At 75.3% G+C, this 18,086-nt stretch carries 10 protein-coding genes; 9 read left to right on the plus strand and 1 reads right to left on the minus strand.

Going from position 1 to position 18,086, the window contains the following annotated elements; genetic code table 11:
- From ACZ4W5_RS36145 to ACZ4W5_RS36175, 7 genes are all read left to right on the plus strand, one after another.
- A partial coding sequence (locus ACZ4W5_RS36145) for a type I polyketide synthase (RefSeq protein WP_465659362.1) occupies positions 1 to 2,822 on the plus strand: 2,822 nt, incomplete at its 5' end.
- A 26-nt stretch (positions 2,823 to 2,848) separates the two neighbouring features.
- Positions 2,849 to 7,789, plus strand: coding sequence for a type I polyketide synthase (locus tag ACZ4W5_RS36150; protein ID WP_465659371.1), 4,941 nt, complete (start codon positions 2,849 to 2,851; stop codon positions 7,787 to 7,789).
- 19 nt (positions 7,790 to 7,808) lie between these two features.
- Positions 7,809 to 9,293, plus strand: coding sequence for an FAD-dependent monooxygenase (locus tag ACZ4W5_RS36155; protein WP_465659363.1), 1,485 nt, complete (start codon positions 7,809 to 7,811; stop codon positions 9,291 to 9,293).
- Positions 9,294 to 9,413: 120 nt separating this feature from the next.
- Complete coding sequence (locus ACZ4W5_RS36160) at positions 9,414 to 10,442, plus strand: 3-oxoacyl-ACP synthase III family protein (protein WP_360242706.1); 1,029 nt, start codon at positions 9,414 to 9,416, stop codon at positions 10,440 to 10,442.
- Positions 10,439 to 12,325, plus strand: coding sequence for an HAD-IIIC family phosphatase (locus ACZ4W5_RS36165; RefSeq protein WP_465659366.1), 1,887 nt, complete (start codon positions 10,439 to 10,441; stop codon positions 12,323 to 12,325). The genes ACZ4W5_RS36160 and ACZ4W5_RS36165 overlap by 4 nt, the downstream gene beginning before the upstream one ends.
- A complete protein-coding gene (locus tag ACZ4W5_RS36170) occupies positions 12,322 to 12,549 on the plus strand; it encodes an acyl carrier protein (protein WP_402491157.1) in 228 nt (75 codons plus the stop codon). Before ACZ4W5_RS36165 ends, ACZ4W5_RS36170 begins: the two co-directional genes overlap by 4 nt.
- The gene (locus ACZ4W5_RS36175) at positions 12,546 to 14,414 is read left to right on the plus strand and encodes a 2-oxo acid dehydrogenase subunit E2 (RefSeq protein WP_465659368.1); all 1,869 of its coding nucleotides are present in this window, start codon (positions 12,546 to 12,548) and stop codon (positions 14,412 to 14,414) included. Before ACZ4W5_RS36170 ends, ACZ4W5_RS36175 begins: the two co-directional genes overlap by 4 nt.
- Positions 14,415 to 14,507: 93 nt before the next feature.
- Here ACZ4W5_RS36175 and ACZ4W5_RS36180 read toward each other — a convergent pair whose 3' ends face one another.
- The gene (locus tag ACZ4W5_RS36180) at positions 14,508 to 15,107 is read right to left on the minus strand and encodes a TetR/AcrR family transcriptional regulator (RefSeq protein WP_360242719.1); all 600 of its coding nucleotides are present in this window, start codon (positions 15,105 to 15,107) and stop codon (positions 14,508 to 14,510) included.
- 166 nt (positions 15,108 to 15,273) lie between these two features.
- On the opposite strand from ACZ4W5_RS36180, the gene ACZ4W5_RS36185 reads away from it, so the two are divergent.
- Together ACZ4W5_RS36185 and ACZ4W5_RS36190 are read left to right on the plus strand one after the other, a co-directional pair.
- The gene (locus ACZ4W5_RS36185) at positions 15,274 to 16,473 is read left to right on the plus strand and encodes a nucleotide disphospho-sugar-binding domain-containing protein (protein ID WP_360242722.1); all 1,200 of its coding nucleotides are present in this window, start codon (positions 15,274 to 15,276) and stop codon (positions 16,471 to 16,473) included.
- Between the two features lie 162 nt (positions 16,474 to 16,635).
- Complete coding sequence (locus tag ACZ4W5_RS36190; RefSeq protein WP_360242725.1) at positions 16,636 to 17,907, plus strand: nucleotide disphospho-sugar-binding domain-containing protein; 1,272 nt, start codon at positions 16,636 to 16,638, stop codon at positions 17,905 to 17,907.
- Positions 17,908 to 18,086 lie beyond the last annotated feature (179 nt).

Genomic DNA, 18,086 nt, shown 5'->3' on the forward strand with positions numbered 1-18,086 from the left:
GCAACACCCCCGAAACCACCCAACTCACCCACGCCCTCGCCCACACCTGGACCCACAACACCCCCACCACCCCACCCACCACACCCACACCCACCCCCACCCACCACACCCCCCTCCCCACCTACCCCTTCCAACACCACACCTACTGGCTGGAAGCAGCGGCCGGAGCGGGCCTCGACGACGCCGCGTCAGCCGGACTGGACGACGCCGCGCACCCGTTGCTCGCCGCCGTGGTGGAACTGCCCGAGGGCCAGGGCGTGGTGGCGACCGGCCGGATCGGTGTGGAGAGCCACCCTTGGCTGGCGGGGTACACGCTCCAGGACACGACGGTCCTGCCGGCGGTGGCCGTGCTCGACCTCGTCCTGTCCACCGGTGACCGGCTGGGCCTGCACCACCTCGACGAACTCTCCCTGGAGCGGCCGCTCGTCCTGCCGGAGGAGGGCGGGGTCGATCTGCGCGTCCGCGTGTCCGGCGCGGACGAGGACGGGAAGTACGCCGTCCAGGTGCACACCCGGCAGGCCGACGGCTGGACGCGCCGCGCCGCCGGCGTGCTGAGCACCTCGGGCAAGGCGGGCGGGACCGGCCCCGGCCGGGCGGCCTGGGTCGAGCCCGAGCAGTCGGCCGAACGGCTCACCGCGGCCGGGTACGACCACGGCGGGATCTTCCGAAGCATCCGCGGGTTCTCCGGCGGGCACGTCGAGACGGCCCTCCCGGAGGACACCACCGCGGGCGGATTCGGGCTCCACCCGGCGCTGTTGGCTGCCACGCTGGACGGTGTCCTGGCCGGTCAGTCAGGAGAGACGGCGTTCCCGGACCGCTTCACGGACGTGACACTGCACGCGACCGGCGCCACCGCGGCCAGGATCCGGCTGGCCGCCCACCCCGACGGCACCCTGTCCGCCGGGGTGGCGGACAGGGACGGAGCGCCCCTGCTCAGCATCGGCTCGGTCACCAGCCGCGCACTCACCGCGCCGGACCTCGCCGCCGCCCCGGGCGGTCCGCTCGACTCACCCTTGGCGTTGGAGTGGGTCCCCGCCACCACCGCCACCACCGCCACACCCCCCACCCCCGACATCCTCATCGTCCGCCCCGACGACGACACCACCACACCCCACGACCCCATCGCCGCAGCCCACCACCTCGCCGAACAAACCCTCACCCGCGTGCAGGAATGGCTCGCCCAGGACCACCCCGACAACGCCCACCTCGTCATCCTCACCCGCGGCGCAGTAGCCACCCACCCCGACGACCCCATCACCGACCTCCCCGCCGCCACCACCTGGGGACTCATCCGCACCGCACAAAACGAACACCCCCACACCCTCACCCTCCTCGACCACCACGGCGACACCCCCAGCCCCGACACCATCACCGCCGCCCTCACCACCGGCCAACCCCAACTCGCCCTCCGCAAGGGCGACTTCCTCACCCCCAAACTCACCCCCACCGCACCCACCATCGACCCCACCGCACCCACCCTCGACCCCAACGGCACCATCCTCATCACCGGCGGCACCGGCACCCTCGCCGCCCACCTCGCCCGCCACCTCGTCACCACCCACGGCGCCCGACACCTCCTCCTCACCAGCCGCCGCGGACCCACCGCACCCGGCGCACCAGAGCTCACCGAAGAACTCACCACCCTCGGCGCCACCACCGTCACCATCACCGCCTGCGACACCTCCAACCCCACCGCACTCGCGGAGCTGCTCGCCGACATCCCCCAAGAACACCCCCTCACCGCCGTCATCCACACCGCCGCAGTCCTCGACGACGCCACCCTCACCACCCTCACCCCCCACCAACTCCACACCGTCCTCCAACCCAAAATCGACACCGCCTGGCACCTCCACCAACTCACCCAACACCTCCCCCTCACCGCCTTCGTCCTCTTCTCCTCCGCCGCCGGCACCCTCGGCACCCCCGGCCAAGCCAACTACGCCGCCGCCAACACCTACCTCGACACCCTCGCCCACCACCGCCACACCCAAGGACTCCCCGCCACCAGCCTCGCCTGGGGACTCTGGACCGACACCAGCACCATGACCAACACCCTCACCACCACCGACCACCAACGCCTCAACACCACCGGACTCACCCCCCTCACCACCCCCACCGCACTCACCCTCTTCGACACCACCCTCCACACCCCCCACCCCCACCTCCTCCTCACCCCCATCGACCGAACCGCCCTACGCCGCCACGCACGCAACGGCACGCTCCCGCCGCTCCTCGACCGGCTGGTCCCCGCCCCGGCCCGGCAGGCGGCGGCATCGGGCGGCGGCGCGGCGCTGGCCGAACGGCTCAGCGGGCTGGACGGGACCAAGCGGGAACAGGTCCTGCTCGATCTGGTGCGCACGCACGTCGCGACGGTGCTGGGACACGAATCGGCCGCCGGCATCGATCCGGACTCGGCGCTCAAGGAGTTGGGCTTCGACTCGCTCACCGCCGTCAGCCTGCGCAACCAGCTGTCCGCCGCGACCGGCCTGCGACTGCCGACCACCCTGGTCTTCGACCACCCCAGCACGGCGGCCATCGCGAGCCATCTCGCCGAGCAGTTCGAGGGCGGCGGTGCGGGTCGCCAGGCGCCGGTCCAGGCGGAACTGGACCGTCTCGAGGCGGCCGTGGCCGCCACCGACCTGGACGACGCGGGCCGGGAGCGGCTCGGGGCCCGGCTGCAGGCCCTGCTGCTGCGGGTCACCGAGACGCGAGGGGCGGCAACGGCGGCCACCGAGGACGACGATCTCGCGTCGGTGACCGACAACGAACTCTTCGACGTCCTCGACCAGGAGCTCGGACTGTCAGGGCTGGAGGACCGATGACCGGAGGACCTGCACAGATGGACGCGGTGAAGGAGCAGAAGGTCGTCGACTACCTCAGGTGGACGACCGCCGAGCTTCAGGACACCCGGCGGCGGCTCGCCGAGGCCGAGGCCGCCCAGCGCGAGCCGATCGCCATCGTGGCGATGGGCTGCCGCTACCCCGGCGGAGTACGGTCACCTGAGGACCTGTGGCGGCTGGTGGCGGACGGCGTGGACGCGGTCTCGTCCTTCCCGCGCGACCGCGGCTGGGACCTCGAGGCACTCTACGACCCGGACCCGGAGAAGGCCGGCACCTGCTACACGCAGGAGGGCGGATTCCTCTACGACGCCGCCGAGTTCGACCCCGAGTTCTTCGGGATCAGCCCACGCGAGGCGATGGCCGTCGACCCGCAGCAGCGGCTGCTGCTCGAAACCGCCTGGGAGACCCTGGAGAACGCCGGCATCGACCCCGCCACCCTGCGCGGCAGCCGGACCGGTGTCTTCGCCGGCGTCCTGTACGACGACTACGCCGCCCGCCTGATGGAGCGGACACCGGAGGGCTTCGAAGGCTTCCTGGGGACGGGGAGCGCGAGCAGCGTGGCGACCGGGCGGATCGCCTACACCCTCGGCCTGGAGGGCCCGGCCGTCACCGTGGACACGGCGTGCTCCTCCTCGCTGGTCGCCCTGCACCTCGCGGCCCGGGCGCTGCGCGCCGGGGACTGCGAGCTGGCGTTGGCGGGCGGGGTGACCGTGATGGCGACGCCCGGCGTCTTCGTGGACTTCAGCCGGCAGCGCGGACTGTCGCCGGACGGGCGCTGCAAGTCGTTCGCGGCCGGCGCGGACGGCACGGGCTGGGGCGAGGGCGTCGGCCTGCTGCTGCTGGAGCGGCTCTCCGACGCCCGCCGCAACGGGCACCCGGTCCTCGCCGTGGTGCGCGGCTCGGCGGTGAACCAGGACGGCGCCTCGAACGGGCTGACGGCGCCGAACGGTCCGGCCCAGCAGCGGGTGATCCGCCAGGCCCTCGCCGACGCGCGTTTGGAGCCGTCGGACGTGGACGTGGTGGAGGGGCACGGCACCGGCACCGTCCTGGGCGACCCGATCGAGGCCCAGGCGCTGCTGGCCACCTACGGGCAGGGCCGGCCCGCCGAACGGCCGCTCTGGCTCGGCTCCGTGAAGTCCAACATCGGCCACACCCAGGGCGCCGCCGGGGTCGCCGGGGTGATCAAGATGGTGCAGGCCATGCGGCACGGCGTGCTGCCCCGGACCCTGCACGCGGACGAACCGAGCCCGCACGTGGACTGGACGGCCGGCAACGTCGCGCTGCTGGCCGAGGCCCGCCCCTGGCCGCACGGGCCCGGGCCGCACCGCGCCGCCGTCTCCTCGTTCGGGGTCAGCGGCACCAACGCGCACGTCATCGTGGAGGAGGCGCCCGCGCCGACCGCGGCGGAGGCGCCCGCGCCCACCGACGCGACGCCGCACGGTGCCCCGGCGAACGGCACCCCGGTGCGCCGCACGGCACCGGACGACGCTCCGGCCCGGCCGGTCCCGCTGGTGCTGTCGGCCCGGAACGAACAGGCGCTGCGTGACGCCGCCCGTGCCCTGGCCGTCCGGCTCGCGGCCGACCCGGCGCCGCGCCCCGTGGACGTGGCGTTCTCGCTCGCCACCACCCGCACCGCCATGGCGCACCGTGCGGTGGTCGTCGGCGCGGACCGGACCGACCTGACCCGCGGCCTGGACGCGTTGGCCCGGGGGGACCTGCTGCCCGGCAACGTGGTGGTGGGCCGCGCCGAGTCCGGGCCGGGCAGGCTCGCCTACCTGTTCACCGGCCAGGGCAGCCAGCGCGCCGGGATGGGGCGCGCCCTCGCCGCGGCCCACCCGGTGTTCGCCGACGCCCTGGACGAGGTGTGCGCCGAGCTGGACCGGCACCTCGACCGCCCGTTGCGCCCACTGCTGTTCGGCGCCAAGGACCACCCGGACGCCGCGCTGCTGCACCGGACGCAGTACGCGCAGCCGGCGATCTTCGCCGTGGAGACGGCGTTGTTCCGGCTGCTCGGGCACTGGGGGCTGCGGCCCGACTTCCTGTTGGGCCACTCGGTCGGCGAACTGGCCGCCGCGCACGTGGCCGGGGTCCTCGACCTGTCCGACGCGGCCGGGCTGGTCGCCGCACGGGCGCGCGCCATGCAACGGGCCCGGCCGGACGGCGCGATGGTCGCCGTCGAGGCGGCGGAGGAGGAGGTGCTCGCCACCCTGGTCGGCCGTGCGGCCCAGGTGTCGCTGGCAGCCGTCAACGGGCCGTCGGCGACGGTGGTCTCCGGCGACGAGGAAGCGGTCCTGGAGGTCGCCGCCCACTGGCGCGCCGAGGGCCGGCGGGTCCGGCGGCTCGACGTCAGCCACGCCTTCCACTCCCCGCACATGGACGAGGTCCTGGCCGAGTTCGGGGAGGCCCTGGCCCGGGTGACGTTCGCCGAGCCGACCGTCCCGCTCGTCTCCAACGTCACCGGCGGGCTCGCCGACCCGGCCGAACTGCGCACCGCCGGCTACTGGTTGGGGCACGCCCGGCAGCCCGTCCGGTTCGCCGACGGCATCCGGACGCTGCGCGCGGCCGGGGTGACCTGCTTCGTCGAACTCGGGCCGGACGCGGTCCTGACCGCACTGGCGCGCGAATGCCTCCGCGACCGGACGTACGGCGGACCGGCGGCCCCCGGGCAGGCGGCCACCGGGCAGGCGAACGGCAGGCCTGCGAACGGCGGGCAGCCGAACGGCGGCCCTGCGGGCGACGGGCCGACGCCCACGCTGGTGCCCGTGCTGAGCGCCCGGCGGCCCGAGCCGCAGACCGTGCTGACGGCGCTGGCCGCGGTTCACGCGACGGGCCGCCCGGTCGACTGGGCGGCCCAGTTCGCCGGCACGGGTGCCGCGCGCGTCCCGCTGCCGACGTACCCGTTCCAGCGCCGGAGCTACTGGCTCAACCCCGTCGCCGACCCGGCCGGAGCCGGCACCGGACCGGGACAGCGATCCCTGGAGTCCCGGTTCTGGGCGGCCGTCGACGAGCAGGACGCCGAGTCGCTCGGCCGGTCCCTGCGACTGTCCGCCACCCAACTCGCCTCGCTGGCCGAGCTCCTGCCCCTGCTGGCGGTCCACCGACGGCGCGCCGGGTGGCATCACCGGACGCTCTGGCAGCCCCTCGCGCAGAGCCCGGCGGCGGACGCCCCGCGGCTGCTCCTGCTGGTGCCCGACGATCCGGCCGACGACGGCCCGGCGGCCCGGCTGGCCGCCGTGCTCGGCGACGCCGCCGACCGCCTCGTGGTTCCGGCCTCCTTCGGGAGCGCCGGGGAGACCGCGGACACCGACGGCCTCACCGCACTGATCGGCGCCGCACTGACCGACGCCGGGGCCGCCGGCCGCCCGGAGGCGACGCCCGGCGCGGTCGTGTCGCTGCTCGCTTTCGCACCGGAGCCCGGCCGGGGTCTGGCGCTGACCGCCGCCCTGCCACCGGCGCTGGACCGGGCCGGGGTGGCCGCTCCGCTGTGGGTCCTGACCAGCGGCGCGGTCACGGTCGGACGGCTCGACCCCCCGGCCTCGCCGGAGCACGCCGCCGTCCGGGGCCTCGGCGAGGTCCTCGTCGGTGACCACCCGCACCGCGCGATCGGCCTGCTCGACCTGGAGGTACCTTCCGCGCGGCCCGGAGCGCAGGCCCCGGCCGACCCCCACCGCCCGGACGAGGACGGATCCGACCGGCCCGCGCAGCGGCTGGCCGGCCTGCTCTCCGCTCCCCCGGCCGACCCGCGCGTCGCACTGCGCGGTCCCGGTCTCTTCGCCCGGCGGCTGGCCCGGATCGCCCCGCCCGAGGACGGCCGCGACCTCCCCCGGTGGCCGGAGGGAACCGTCCTGGTCACCGGGGCCGACCCGGTGCTCGGCGGCCATGTGCTCCGCTGGCTCGCCGAGCACGGCGCCACCCGGTTGGTCCTGGCCGGCCCGCCGGCGCCGGCCGCAGGGTCCGCCCGGCTGTCCGACCTCACCGGGCCGGCCGAGCAGGCGGGCACCGAGGTCACGGTGGCGCACTGCCCGGCCGGCGACCGCGAGGCGCTCGCCCGGGTGGTCGCCCAGTGGCCGCCCACGGCCGTCGTGCACCTCGCCCACACCGGCGGCACGTCCCCGTCGGCGGCGGTCGACTCGACGCTCGCGGTCGACGAGGCGCTCGCGGTCGACGAGGCGCTCGCGGTCGACGAGGCCACCGCGCACCTCGACCTGGCGGCGTTCGTGGTGTGCTCCTCCGGGCCGGGCGCGCTGGCCGCCCCCGGCGAGGACGGGCCGGCCCCCGTGCACGCCGCCCTGGCCGCGGTGGCCCGGCGACGGCGGGAACGCGGGGGGCGCGCACTGTCCCTCGCGTTCGGGCCGCTCGCCCCCGGCACCGTCAACGCCCCAGGCACCGTCGACGCCCCCGACTCCGCCGGCGCCACCGCGGTCCCCGTCGACGGGGAGAACCCCGCCCCTCCGGCCGGACTCCGGCCGGTGCCGGCGGCCCTCGCCGTCGAGGCGTTCGGCTACGCCGTCCAGCCCGGCGCCGGGGACGTGACGGTGGCCGACCTGGACGGGAGGGCCGCGCCCTGGCCCGGGTCCGACCCGCTCTTCGCCGACCTGCCCGGCTTCGGCTCCGCCGCCGCGGCCGCGTCCGCACCGGGCTCCGCCGCCGGCTCCCCGGCGGTGGATCCCGTGCTGTCGGCCCGGCTCGCCGCCGCGGACCCCGCCGAACGCGCCGCCGTCGTACTGGAGCTGGTCCGCGCCGCGGCGGCGGAGGTCCTGGGCATCGACGCCGCCGGGGGGGTCGACCCGGACGCCGATCTGCCCGCCCTGGGCCTGTCGTCCCTGGCCGCCCTGGACCTGAGTGCCCAGATGCGCGCTGCGGGACTGGACGTGACACCACAGCAGGTCTTCGACAATCCGACACCCGCCAAGCTCGCCGCGTCCGCGTCCGCGTACCCGGCCCGCTAGAACCCTGGGGGACATCTTCATGCACCACGACATCGTCATCGTCGGCGCCGGACCGGTCGGGCTCATGCTCGCGTGCGAGCTGCGGCTGGCCGGCGCGGAGGTCGTCGTCCTCGACGGCCGCCCCGGCCCCGAGGCCCACGCGCCGGGCGTGGCCGTCAACCCCGGCGTCATCGAACTCCTGGAGATGCGCGGGCTGATGGAGGCCTGCCGCCCGGACGGCTTCGAGTTCCCGATGGCCCACTTCGCGCACATCTGGCTGGACCCGTCCGCGCTCGCCGACCGGTACCCGTACAACTTCTCCCTGCCGCACGGCAGGCTGGTCCACCACCTGGTGGAGCGGGCGCGGGCGCTGGGGGCGGACCTGCGGTTCGGGCACCGGGTGGTCGGCGTCGAGCAGGACGAGTACCGGGTCGAGACGCGGGTCGAGGGCCCGGCGGGCGGGCAGACCCTGCTCAGCCGGCACCTGGTCGGCTGCGACGGGGTGGACAGCGTGGTGCGCCGGGCGGCCGGCATCGCGTTCCCGGGCCACGAGGAGCCCTTCCACGGCACGGTCTCCGACTTCTCGGTGACGACGGACAGCGTCCTGCGCCAGCACCTGGGCGCCCGCGAGTACCCGGCGGGACTGCTGGCGGTCAGCCCGCTGGGGCCGGACACGGTCCGGGTCCTGACGGCCGAGTTCGGCGTGGAGCCTCCCGAGGGTGACGCCGCGCCGGAACTGGCGGAGATCCAGGGCGCGGTGAGCCGCCTCGCGGGCGTCGGGTTCGCCGACGGGCCGCCGCTCTGGTCGGCCCGCTGGTCCAACGCGACCCGGCTCGCCGAGCGCTACCGTGCCGGGCGGGTGTTCCTCGCGGGGGACGCGGCTCACCGGCACTTCCCGCTCGGCGGGCAGGCGCTCAGCACCGGCCTGGACGACGCGGTGAACCTGGGCTGGAAGCTCGCGGCGGACCTGGCCGGCCGGGCACCGGAGGGCCTGCTCGACAGTTACCACGACGAGCGGCACCCGGTCGGGGCCCGGGCCTGTCTGACGACCCGTGCGCAGGCGGCGCTGCTGCACCCGCTTACGCCCTTGCGGGAGGTCTTCGCCGAGCTCGTCCGCTTCCCGGACGTCAACGAGTACCTGGTCACCATGGTCGGCGGCACCGACACCCGTTACCCGCTGGGGCAGGCCGGACCGGACGCCGATCCGCTGCTCGGCCGCCGGCTGCCCGGGGTGGCGGCGGCCGCGCGGGCGGTGCCGGGGCTGGCCTCGGCCTGGGAGGCCGGCCGCGCGGTGCTGCTCGATCTCCGTGCCGGAGGCGGCGACGCCGGCACCGACCTGGCCGGCGAACTCGCGGGCCGGGAGGGCCTGGTGGACTTCGTCACGGCGAAGCCGCTGCCCGGCGTGGACGCCGAGGCCGTCCTGCTGCGACCGGACGGCCGGATCGCCTGGACGCTGCCGGCGGGCGGGGACTCCACGGGCCTCGCCGCCGCCCTCGCCGCCCTGTTCGGCGAGCCCGCCGCCTAGGACACCCGACGACCCGCCCCGCCCCGGGCCGAGCCGCACCCGCCCCGCCCCGGCCCGGCGGCCCTTAGGACCGATTAAGCGCCACGACCCAGCATGACGGTGGCAGGCGAAAGGACGAACATGGACGTGTACGTGCACTCCGCCGGGACGGTGCTGCCCGGCGCGCCGGTGGACATCCCGGCCCTGGCCCGACGGTTCAAACTGCCCCAGGTCTGGGAGCAGTGGGTGGACACCTTCATCGGCACCCCCCTCCGGCACTACTCGGTGGACCTGGACTCCGGCGAGGTCCGCTTCTCCCTGGCCGACCTCGCGGTGACCGCGGCGCAGCGCGCGCTGACGGCCGCCGGGATCACGGCGGCCGAGGTCGACCTCGTCGTCATGGGCACCTCCTCGCCGGACATGCTGATGCCGGCCACGGTCAACGTGGTCGCCGATCGGCTGGGCATCGACGGGGTGCCCGGCTACCAGCTCCAGTCGGGGTGCGCGGGCGCGGTGCAGGCCCTGGACGTGGCCCGGCACATGCTGGGCTCGGGGGCGTTCCGCACCGCGCTGGTGATCGGCGCCGATTCCTGTGCCAAGCACTTCGACCTGACCTTGGACGTCAGCGCGCTGCCGCCCGGCGAGCAGGTCAACGGTGTGCTGTTCGGGGACGGCGCCGGGGCGGCGGTGCTGAGCACGGAGCCGTCGGCGGAGCCGGTCGCGCTGCGCTGGACGCAGGTGCGGTGCGTGGGCCGGAACCGGCCGCCGGGGCAGACCCTGGACTGGTTCGGCGCGGCGGACCGGCACCTGGACCGGCCCGCGGCGGTGGAGGACTACCAGGCGGTCCGCGATTCGGTTCCCCCGCTGGCCGTGGCCACCCTGGACGAGGTGCTCGCGGAACTCGACTGGAGCCGGGACGAGTTGGACTACATCCTGCCGCCGCAGCTGTCCGGCCGGATGACCGCCGAGATCCATGCCCGGCTGGACGTGCCGGACGCCCGGGAGGTCAGCTGCATCCGGGAGACCGGCAACACCGGCAACGCGCTGCCGTTCTTCCAGCTGGAGCGGCTGCTGCCGCGCATGATCGCCGGTGACCGGGCGGTCGGGGTCGCGATCGAGTCGAGCAAGTGGATCAAGGCCGGGTACGCCCTGGAGCGGGTGGAGCGATGACCGCCACCGCCGCCCCCTCCGCGCGCGCGGTCGCCGACCTGCACGCGGCCGGCCGACTCGCCGCCGACTACCCGCGGGTCCGCGGACTGCTCGCGGACCTGCCGGACACCGAACTGGCCAGGGCGGGCCAGGTACTGGCCCGGCTCGACCCCGACGAGGTGCTGCGCGCGCACCCGTCCGCCCCGGTGGTCGAGGTCGCGGTCACCGGGCACCGCACGCTGGGCACCCTGGTCCCCCCGCTGACCGCCGAACTGGCCCGCCACGGCCTGCTGGCGCGGACGCGCCTGTCCGGATTCGACGCCTGGGTCTTCGACCTCGGCGACCCGGGGAGCGACCTGTACGCGGCGCGGCCGGACGTCGTGCTGTGCGTGCTGGACCCCGAGGTGGTCTTCGACGAGGTGCCGCTCCCGTGGACGGCCGCGGACGTCGAACGGGTCCTGGACGAGAAGGTCTCGCTGGTGCGGGACCTGGCGGCCGCGTTCGACCGCCGGGGCGCCGGCACGCTGGTGCTCAACACCCTGCCGCTGCCGAGGCGCTTCGCCGCGCAGCTGGTCGACTACCGCTCCCGGGCCCGGCTGGGCGCGGCCTGGCGCACCGCCAACTCCCGGCTGCTGGCCCTGGGCGAGGAGCTCCCCTCGGTGGTCACCCTGGACCTGGACCCGCTGCTCGCCGAGGGGATCCCCGCGGAGGACGCCCGGCTGGGCCGCTACGCCGGGGTCGGCCTGTCGCCGGCCCTGCTGGCCCGGTACGCCCGCGAGGTCGGGCACCTGGCGCGGCACCTCACCGGGCGGACCCGCAAGGCGCTGGTGTGCGACCTGGACGGGACCCTGTGGGGCGGGGTGCTCGGGGACGACGGCGCGGACGGCGTCGAGCTGGGCGGGACCCCCCGGGGCGAGGCGTTCGCCGCGTTCCAGCGGGTGGTCCGGCAGCTCGGCTCGCAGGGCGTCCTGCTGGCGGTGGCGAGCAAGAACGATCCGGAGCCGGTCGCCGCGGCGCTGCGCGACCACCCGGGCATGGTCCTGCGGCCGGACGACTTCGTGCGGGTCGCGGCGAACTGGCGGCCGAAGCCGGAGAACCTCGCCGAGCTGGCGAGCTCCCTCAACATCGGCGTGGACTCCTTCGTCTTCGTGGACGACAGCGCTTTCGAGTGCGGGATGGTCCGGCACGCGCTGCCCGACGTCGCGGTGGTCCGGCTGGACGAGGAACCCGCCCGGCACGTCGAGCGTCTGCTGTCCGACGGCTGGTTCGACACCCGGGAGCTGAACGCGGACGACCGCGCCCGGTCCGCCCGCTACCGGGAGGAGCTGGACCGGCAGGGCTTCCTGGCCTCGTTCGACTCCGTCGCCGACTACCTGCGCGGGCTCGGGGTGCGGGTGCGGTTCGGGCCCGTGACGGAGGCCGAGGTGGCCCGGGCCTCGCAGCTCACGCTGCGGACCAACCAGTTCAACATGACCGGCCGGCGGCTCCAGCCGCCCGAGGTGCGGGCGGCCGCGGCCGCCGCCGGCAGCCGGGTGCTCGCCATCCGCTCCGCGGACCGGTTCGGCGACAACGGCATGGTCGGCGTGGTCCTCACCCGGGCCGAGGCCGGCGTCGTGCACATCGACAACTTCGTCCTCAGCTGCCGGGTGTTCTCCCGGGGCATCGAGTCGGCCTGCCTGGCCGCCGTGCTGGCGGATGCGAAGGCCACCGGGGCGCACGCGGTGGAAGCCGTGTTCCGGCCGGGCCCGAAGAACGCCGGAGCGCGGGACTTCTACCCGGAGCACGGCTTCACCCGGGTCGGCGAGGCGGAGGGCGGCGGTGCGCTCTACCGCCACGACCTGACCGGAATCGCGGCGCCGCCCGCACACATCGAGTTCACCGAGTCCCAGGAGGAGAGCAGTTGACGACCATCGAGGACTTCATGGTGCTGGTCCGCGACGAGATCGGGCTGCCGCTGGGGCCCGAGGACGCCGGCCTGCCGCTCGACCGGCTCCCCGGCTGGGACTCGGTGCACCTGCTGACCCTGCTCACCGCCCTGGAGCGGGAGACCGGGCGGCCGATCTCGCTGCCGGACGTCCTGGCGGCGGAGAGCCTGCGGGAGATCCACCGCGTGGCGGTGGGCGCATGACGGCCGGGCCGTCCGTGCCGGTCGGGCCGGTCGCCCGGGAGCGGCGCCCCACCCTGTACTTCCTCCGCGAGATCCGGTCGTTCGCGCCGGTGCACCTCGACACCGAGGTCGACATGACCCGGATCGGGGCGCTCCGGGCGGCCGCGCTCGCCGAGGGCCGGCGCTCGTCGTGGCTGAGCTACGTGCTGTTCGCGGCGGGCCGTGCCCTGGCGGCCCACCCGGAGGCCAACGCCGCGATCGGCGGCCGGGTGCGGCCCAAGGTGGCCCGTTCCGCCTCGGTGAACGGCAAGTTCACGATGGACCACACCACGAACGGGCAGCGGGTGGTGCTGTCGGCGGTCGTCCCCGACCTGCAGACGGCGAGCCTGGAGGAGATCCAGCGGCAGGTCGACCACTACACGGGGGGTGACGCCGAGCAGCTGCCGGAGTTCGCCGGCGCACGGCTGCTGCGCCGCCTCCCCTGGGTGCTCGGCGAGGCGGCGTACCGCGCGCGGGTCCGCCCGCTGCGCGGCCGGGCCGCCGCGGTCGGGACCGTCGCGGTGACCTCGCTGTCCCACCGCGCGGTGGACGGCTTCCACTCGGTCGGCGGGACGACGGTCACGATCGGCCTCGGGCGGATCACCGACCGGCCGGTGGTGCGCGACGGCGCGGTGACGGTGGCGCCCGTGATGCGGCTGAACCTCACCTTCGACCACCGGGTGATCGACGGCGCGGAGGCCGCCGACCTGCTGACCGACCTCAAGCGCCTGTTGGAGAAGTTCGAGGACGAGCCGGCCCGGCCGGGCGGCACCAACGACGTCGGCGAGTTGAAGCAGTTCGTGCTGGCGCACACCCGGGGGCAGAAGGTCGCGGGGCACGAGGCGGTGCTGGCCCGGATCCGCGACGACGCGGACGGCGAGGGGTCGTGGGCCGCCGAGTGGACCCGCTCGGCGAAGCGGCTGGAGCTCGAGGGGCGGCTGCTGGACGCGTGCCGCCACTACTCGATGGCCCGGTTCCCGTTCGTGGACGGGGCCGTGCGCCGACGGGCGCTGGACGAGACGGTGCGGACCTTCGACGAGTGGCGCCGGGCCGACCCGGACATCGAGCGGCTGGAGGTGGAGCTGCCGAACGGGCGGGTCGCCGCCTGGGCGACCGGGATGTCCGACGGTGTGCGGCGGCCGCTGCTGATCGTCAGCGGCGGCATCGTCACCGTCAAGGAGCAGTGGGGGCCCACGCTGGCCGCGATCCGGCGCCTGGGCATGGCCGGGATCGTCACCGAGATGCCCGGCGTCGGCGAGAACACCCTGCCCTACGACCGGGACGCCTGGCGGATGCTGCCCGGGCTGCTCGACCACGTGGCCGACCGGGCCGACGTGGCCGACTCGTACGCGCTGGCCCTGAGCTTCAGCGGCCACCTGGCCCTGCGCGCCGCGTTGGACGACCGCCGGATCAGGGGGGTGCTGACGGCCGGGGCCCCGGTCAGCGGCTTCTTCACCGACCGGGACTGGCAGGCCGCCCTGCCGCGGATCACCGTGGACACCCTGGCGCATCTGATGGACCGCAAGCCCGACGCCGCGCTCGAGGAGCTGCGGGAGTGGGCGCTGCGGCCCGAGCAGCTCGCCGCGCTGGACATCCCGATCCGTTACGTCGCCTGCGCGCGCGACGAGATCATCCCGAACTCGGACGTGTCCCTGCTCCGCGCCCACGTGCGGGACTTCCGGAGCCTGCTCCACGACGACGTGCACGGCGCGCCCGCGCACTCCGTGGAGACGCAGTTGTGGCTGATCCGGTCGCTGCTGGGGATCCGCGGCGGGAACGTCCCCGCGGCCCTGACCATCGGCCTGCTCTACCGGCTGGCCCGGCTGCGCGGCGGAGCCGCGGGCTGACGACTCCGGGCCGGCCCGGCCCGGCCGTCGGACGGGCCGGGCCGAAGGGGTCCGGCCCGGCCCGCGCGGCCGGGGTCCTGGCGGTCGGCGCCGCTATCCGGCGGGCGCGGGGAGCGCGGGGGCGATCCGTTCCAGGGTGGAGCGGATCGCCTCCGACAACGAGACGTTCTGCGGCTCGTCGACCCAGAACTCGATCGCGACCCGGACCGCGTTGACCACCATGGTGGCCAGCAGCCGCGGGTAGACGTCGGTGCGCGGGTCGACGCCGAGCCGCTCGGCGATCCCGGCGGCGAGGGCGGTCTCCCGGGCGGCGTGCGCCTTGAGGTACTCGCCGCCGAGCGGCGAGGTCGCGACGGCCAGCCGCACCTTGGTGACGAGGTCGCGGTCCACGTTGTCGCCGGCCAGGAAGGCGGCGAGCATGGCGTTGACGACCGCTTCGAGCAGCGGCTCGTCGGCCGGCCGGTCCCTCAGGTGCTCACGGATCGCCGCCGACCGGTCGAGGTCGACCGCGAACAGGGCCTCGTTCTTGCTGCGGAAGTAGTTGCCGAACGAGCGGGTGGACATGCCGGCCCTGGCCGCGATGTCCTCGACCCGGACGTTCTCCCAGCCCCGTTCCACCGCCAGGCCGAGCGCGACCTCGCTGAGCGCGCGGCGGACGGCGGCCACTTTGCTGTCCCGAAGCGTTGGCGTCACGGCCTCAGCGTCGCACGCCGGTTCCGGCGGGGCAAGTTCGGACACCGCAGGGAATTGCCGAGTCTGCAAGAGCGGCCCGGGCCCGCGGCCGGGTGTTTTCAGGGGCCCTTTAGCCCGGTCGGATGGACTGGGCCTGTCTGGCCGCACATATCCCCGGGAGTCCACCATGCGCGTCCTGTTCACCCCGCTCCCAGTCGGGAGCCACCTCTACCACCAGGTGTCGCTGGCGTGGGCGTTCCGCGCCGCCGGGCACGAGGTGCGGGTCGCCTCGCAGGCGTCCCTCACCAAGACGACCCTCAGCACCGGACTGACCGCGGTCGAGGTCGGCGACGACTACGACTTCATGGCCAGCATGGCGGCCATGCCCGAGAGCCACCGGATCAGCGCGGCCGCGCTGATGGTGATGTCCGAGGACGAGCGGCGCGCGATGGGGCAGCGCCGGTCCGGCCCGCTGATCGAGCTGAACCAGAGGCTGGCGCCGGACCTGCTGCGGTTCGCCGAGGAGTGGCGGCCCGACCTCCTGGTCACCGACCCGACGCTGTTCGCCGCGCCGCTGGTCAGCGCCGTCCTCGGCATCCCGATCATCCGGAACATCTGGGGCCCCGACATCATCTTCGGCCACCCGTTGCAGGGACAGCCCAACACCGGCGCCGAGCGCGAGCAGTGGCACCCCGGCCTGGTCGAGCTGTTCGACCGCTACGGGGCGGAGGTCCGCAACGACTACATCACCCAGACCGTCGACCCCTGGCCGGCCAGCCTGCGCACCTTCGGGGCGGCCAACCCGCTGCCCCGCCGCTACGTGGCCTACAACGGCGCGGGCGCGGCGCCGGACTGGATCCTCAAACGCAGCGGCAAGCCGCGGGTCTGCGTCACCTGGGGGACCACCACCAGCGTGCTCGGCGGCCACAGCGCCCTGCTCCCGCGCGTCGTCGACGCGCTCGCCCCGCTCGACATCGAACTCGTGGTCACGGTCAGCAGCACCGACCGGGCGAGCCTCACCGGCCTGCCGGACAACGTGCGGGTGGTCGAGAACCTGCCGCTGAACCTGCTGATGCCCAGCTGCGACGCCATCGTCAACCAGGGCGGCACCGGATCGGTGCTCACGGCCGCCGCCGCCGGGGTCCCGCAGGTCCTCGTGCCGGAGATCTCCGAGGCGCCGACCAACGCGATCAGCTTCACCGCCAGCGGCGCGTCCGTCCTGCTGGAACCGGCCGAACTCACCGCCGAGGCCGTCACCGCCGCGGTGACGGCCGTCCTGACCGACGACACGATCCGGAAGTCGGCGGACCGGATCCGCGAGGAGATCGCCGCCATGCCGTCGCCCGCCTCGGTGGTCTCCACCGTGGAGGCCCTGGTCGCCGCCTGACGGAAGGACACCGGTCCGCGGTCCGCCCGGCAGCACCCCGCCGGGCGGACCGCGGCCGCGCCGCAGCTCCCCGTCGGCCTGCCCGGCACCCACCCCCTCTCATCCACGACGCCCGCGACGCCCGCGACGCCCGTGACACCCGTGACGCCCCAGGAGGGCACCTTGCGCATCCTCTTCCTACCGGTCGCCGCGACGACCACACCGCTGTTCCACATGGTGCCGCTGGCCTGGGCCTTCCGAGCGGCCGGCCACGAGGTGCGGGTCGCCGCCCTGCCGGACCTCACCCCGGCCGTCACCGGCGTCGGCCTGCCCGCCGTCGAGGTCGGGCACGGCTACGAGCTGATGGACGGCGTGATCCGTTCACGCGGCGGCCACCGGGTGATCGAGGCGCCGGCGAAGGACTGGGACCGGACCGGGCTGGCCTCCCCGACCGGCCCGCACGGCCGGCCGGCCGCCCCCGGCGACCCGAAGGCCGCCCGGCTGGCCGAGCTCCGCGACGCCACCATGGCCCCGCTCGTCGAGGCCGCCGTCCGCATGGCGCCCGACCTGCTGCGGTTCGCCGAGCGCTGGCGGCCGGACCTGGTGGTGGCCGACTCGATGGTGTTCGCCGCGCCGCTGGTCGCCGCGGCCCTCGGGATCCCGCTGGTCCGCCAGACCTGGGGGCCGGACGTGCTGCGGGTGATCAGCCAGCCGCTGCAGGGCCTGCCCGGCGCCGGCGACGCCGTCCGCCCGCACTGGCCCACCGGACTCCCCGAACTGTTCGACCGGTACGGGGCGGAGATCCGCAACGACTACCCGGTCCGCACCGTCGACCCGTGGCCCACCAGCCTGCAACTGCCGGGCATCTCCGGGCGACTGCCGATGCGGTTCGTCCCCTACAACGGCGCGGCGGCCGCACCGGACTGGGCGCTCGACCGCCCCGGGCGCCCCCGGGTCTGTGTCACCTGGGGCACCTCCACCTCCGCGCTGGCCGGCGACGAGGCGTTCGTCCTGCCGCAGGTGGTGGCCGGGCTCGCCGACCTGGACGTGGAGGTCGTGCTGGCGATCAGCGCCGGTGACCGCGCCAAGATCGGGCCGCTGCCCGCCAACGCCCGGATCGCCGAGAACGTGCCGCTCCACCTGTTCCTCCCGAGCTGCGCCGCCATCGTCAACCAGGGCGGGACGAGTTCGCTGCTCACGGCGGCCCTGCACGGCCTGCCGCAGGTGATGATGCCGCAGACGGCCGACAACCCGTTCAACGCGGCCAACTTCGCCGCCGGCGGCGCGAGCATCACCCTGGACCCGACCGAGGCGGGCCCGGCGGAGATCGGGGCGGCCGTCGGCCGACTGCTCACCGAGGACTCCTTCCGGGCGTCGGCACGGAAGGTGCGCGAGGAGATCATGAGCGCGCCGACGCCGGCCGAGATCGTCCGCTCCCTCGAAGCGCTGGTCTGACCGTCCGAGCCCGCCGGACGCCGGTACGTCCGAGGGGCCCGACGACCGCCAGAAACCACCAAGCCCCGGGGGAGGGGGGGGGGGGGGGGGGGGGTGGGGCGGGGGGGGGGGGGGGGGGGGGGGGGGGGGGGGGTTGTGTGGGGGGGGGGGAAAAACGTGGGGGGTGCGGATTCTTTTCT

This window comes from Kitasatospora sp. NPDC029367 (genome assembly GCF_055569135.1).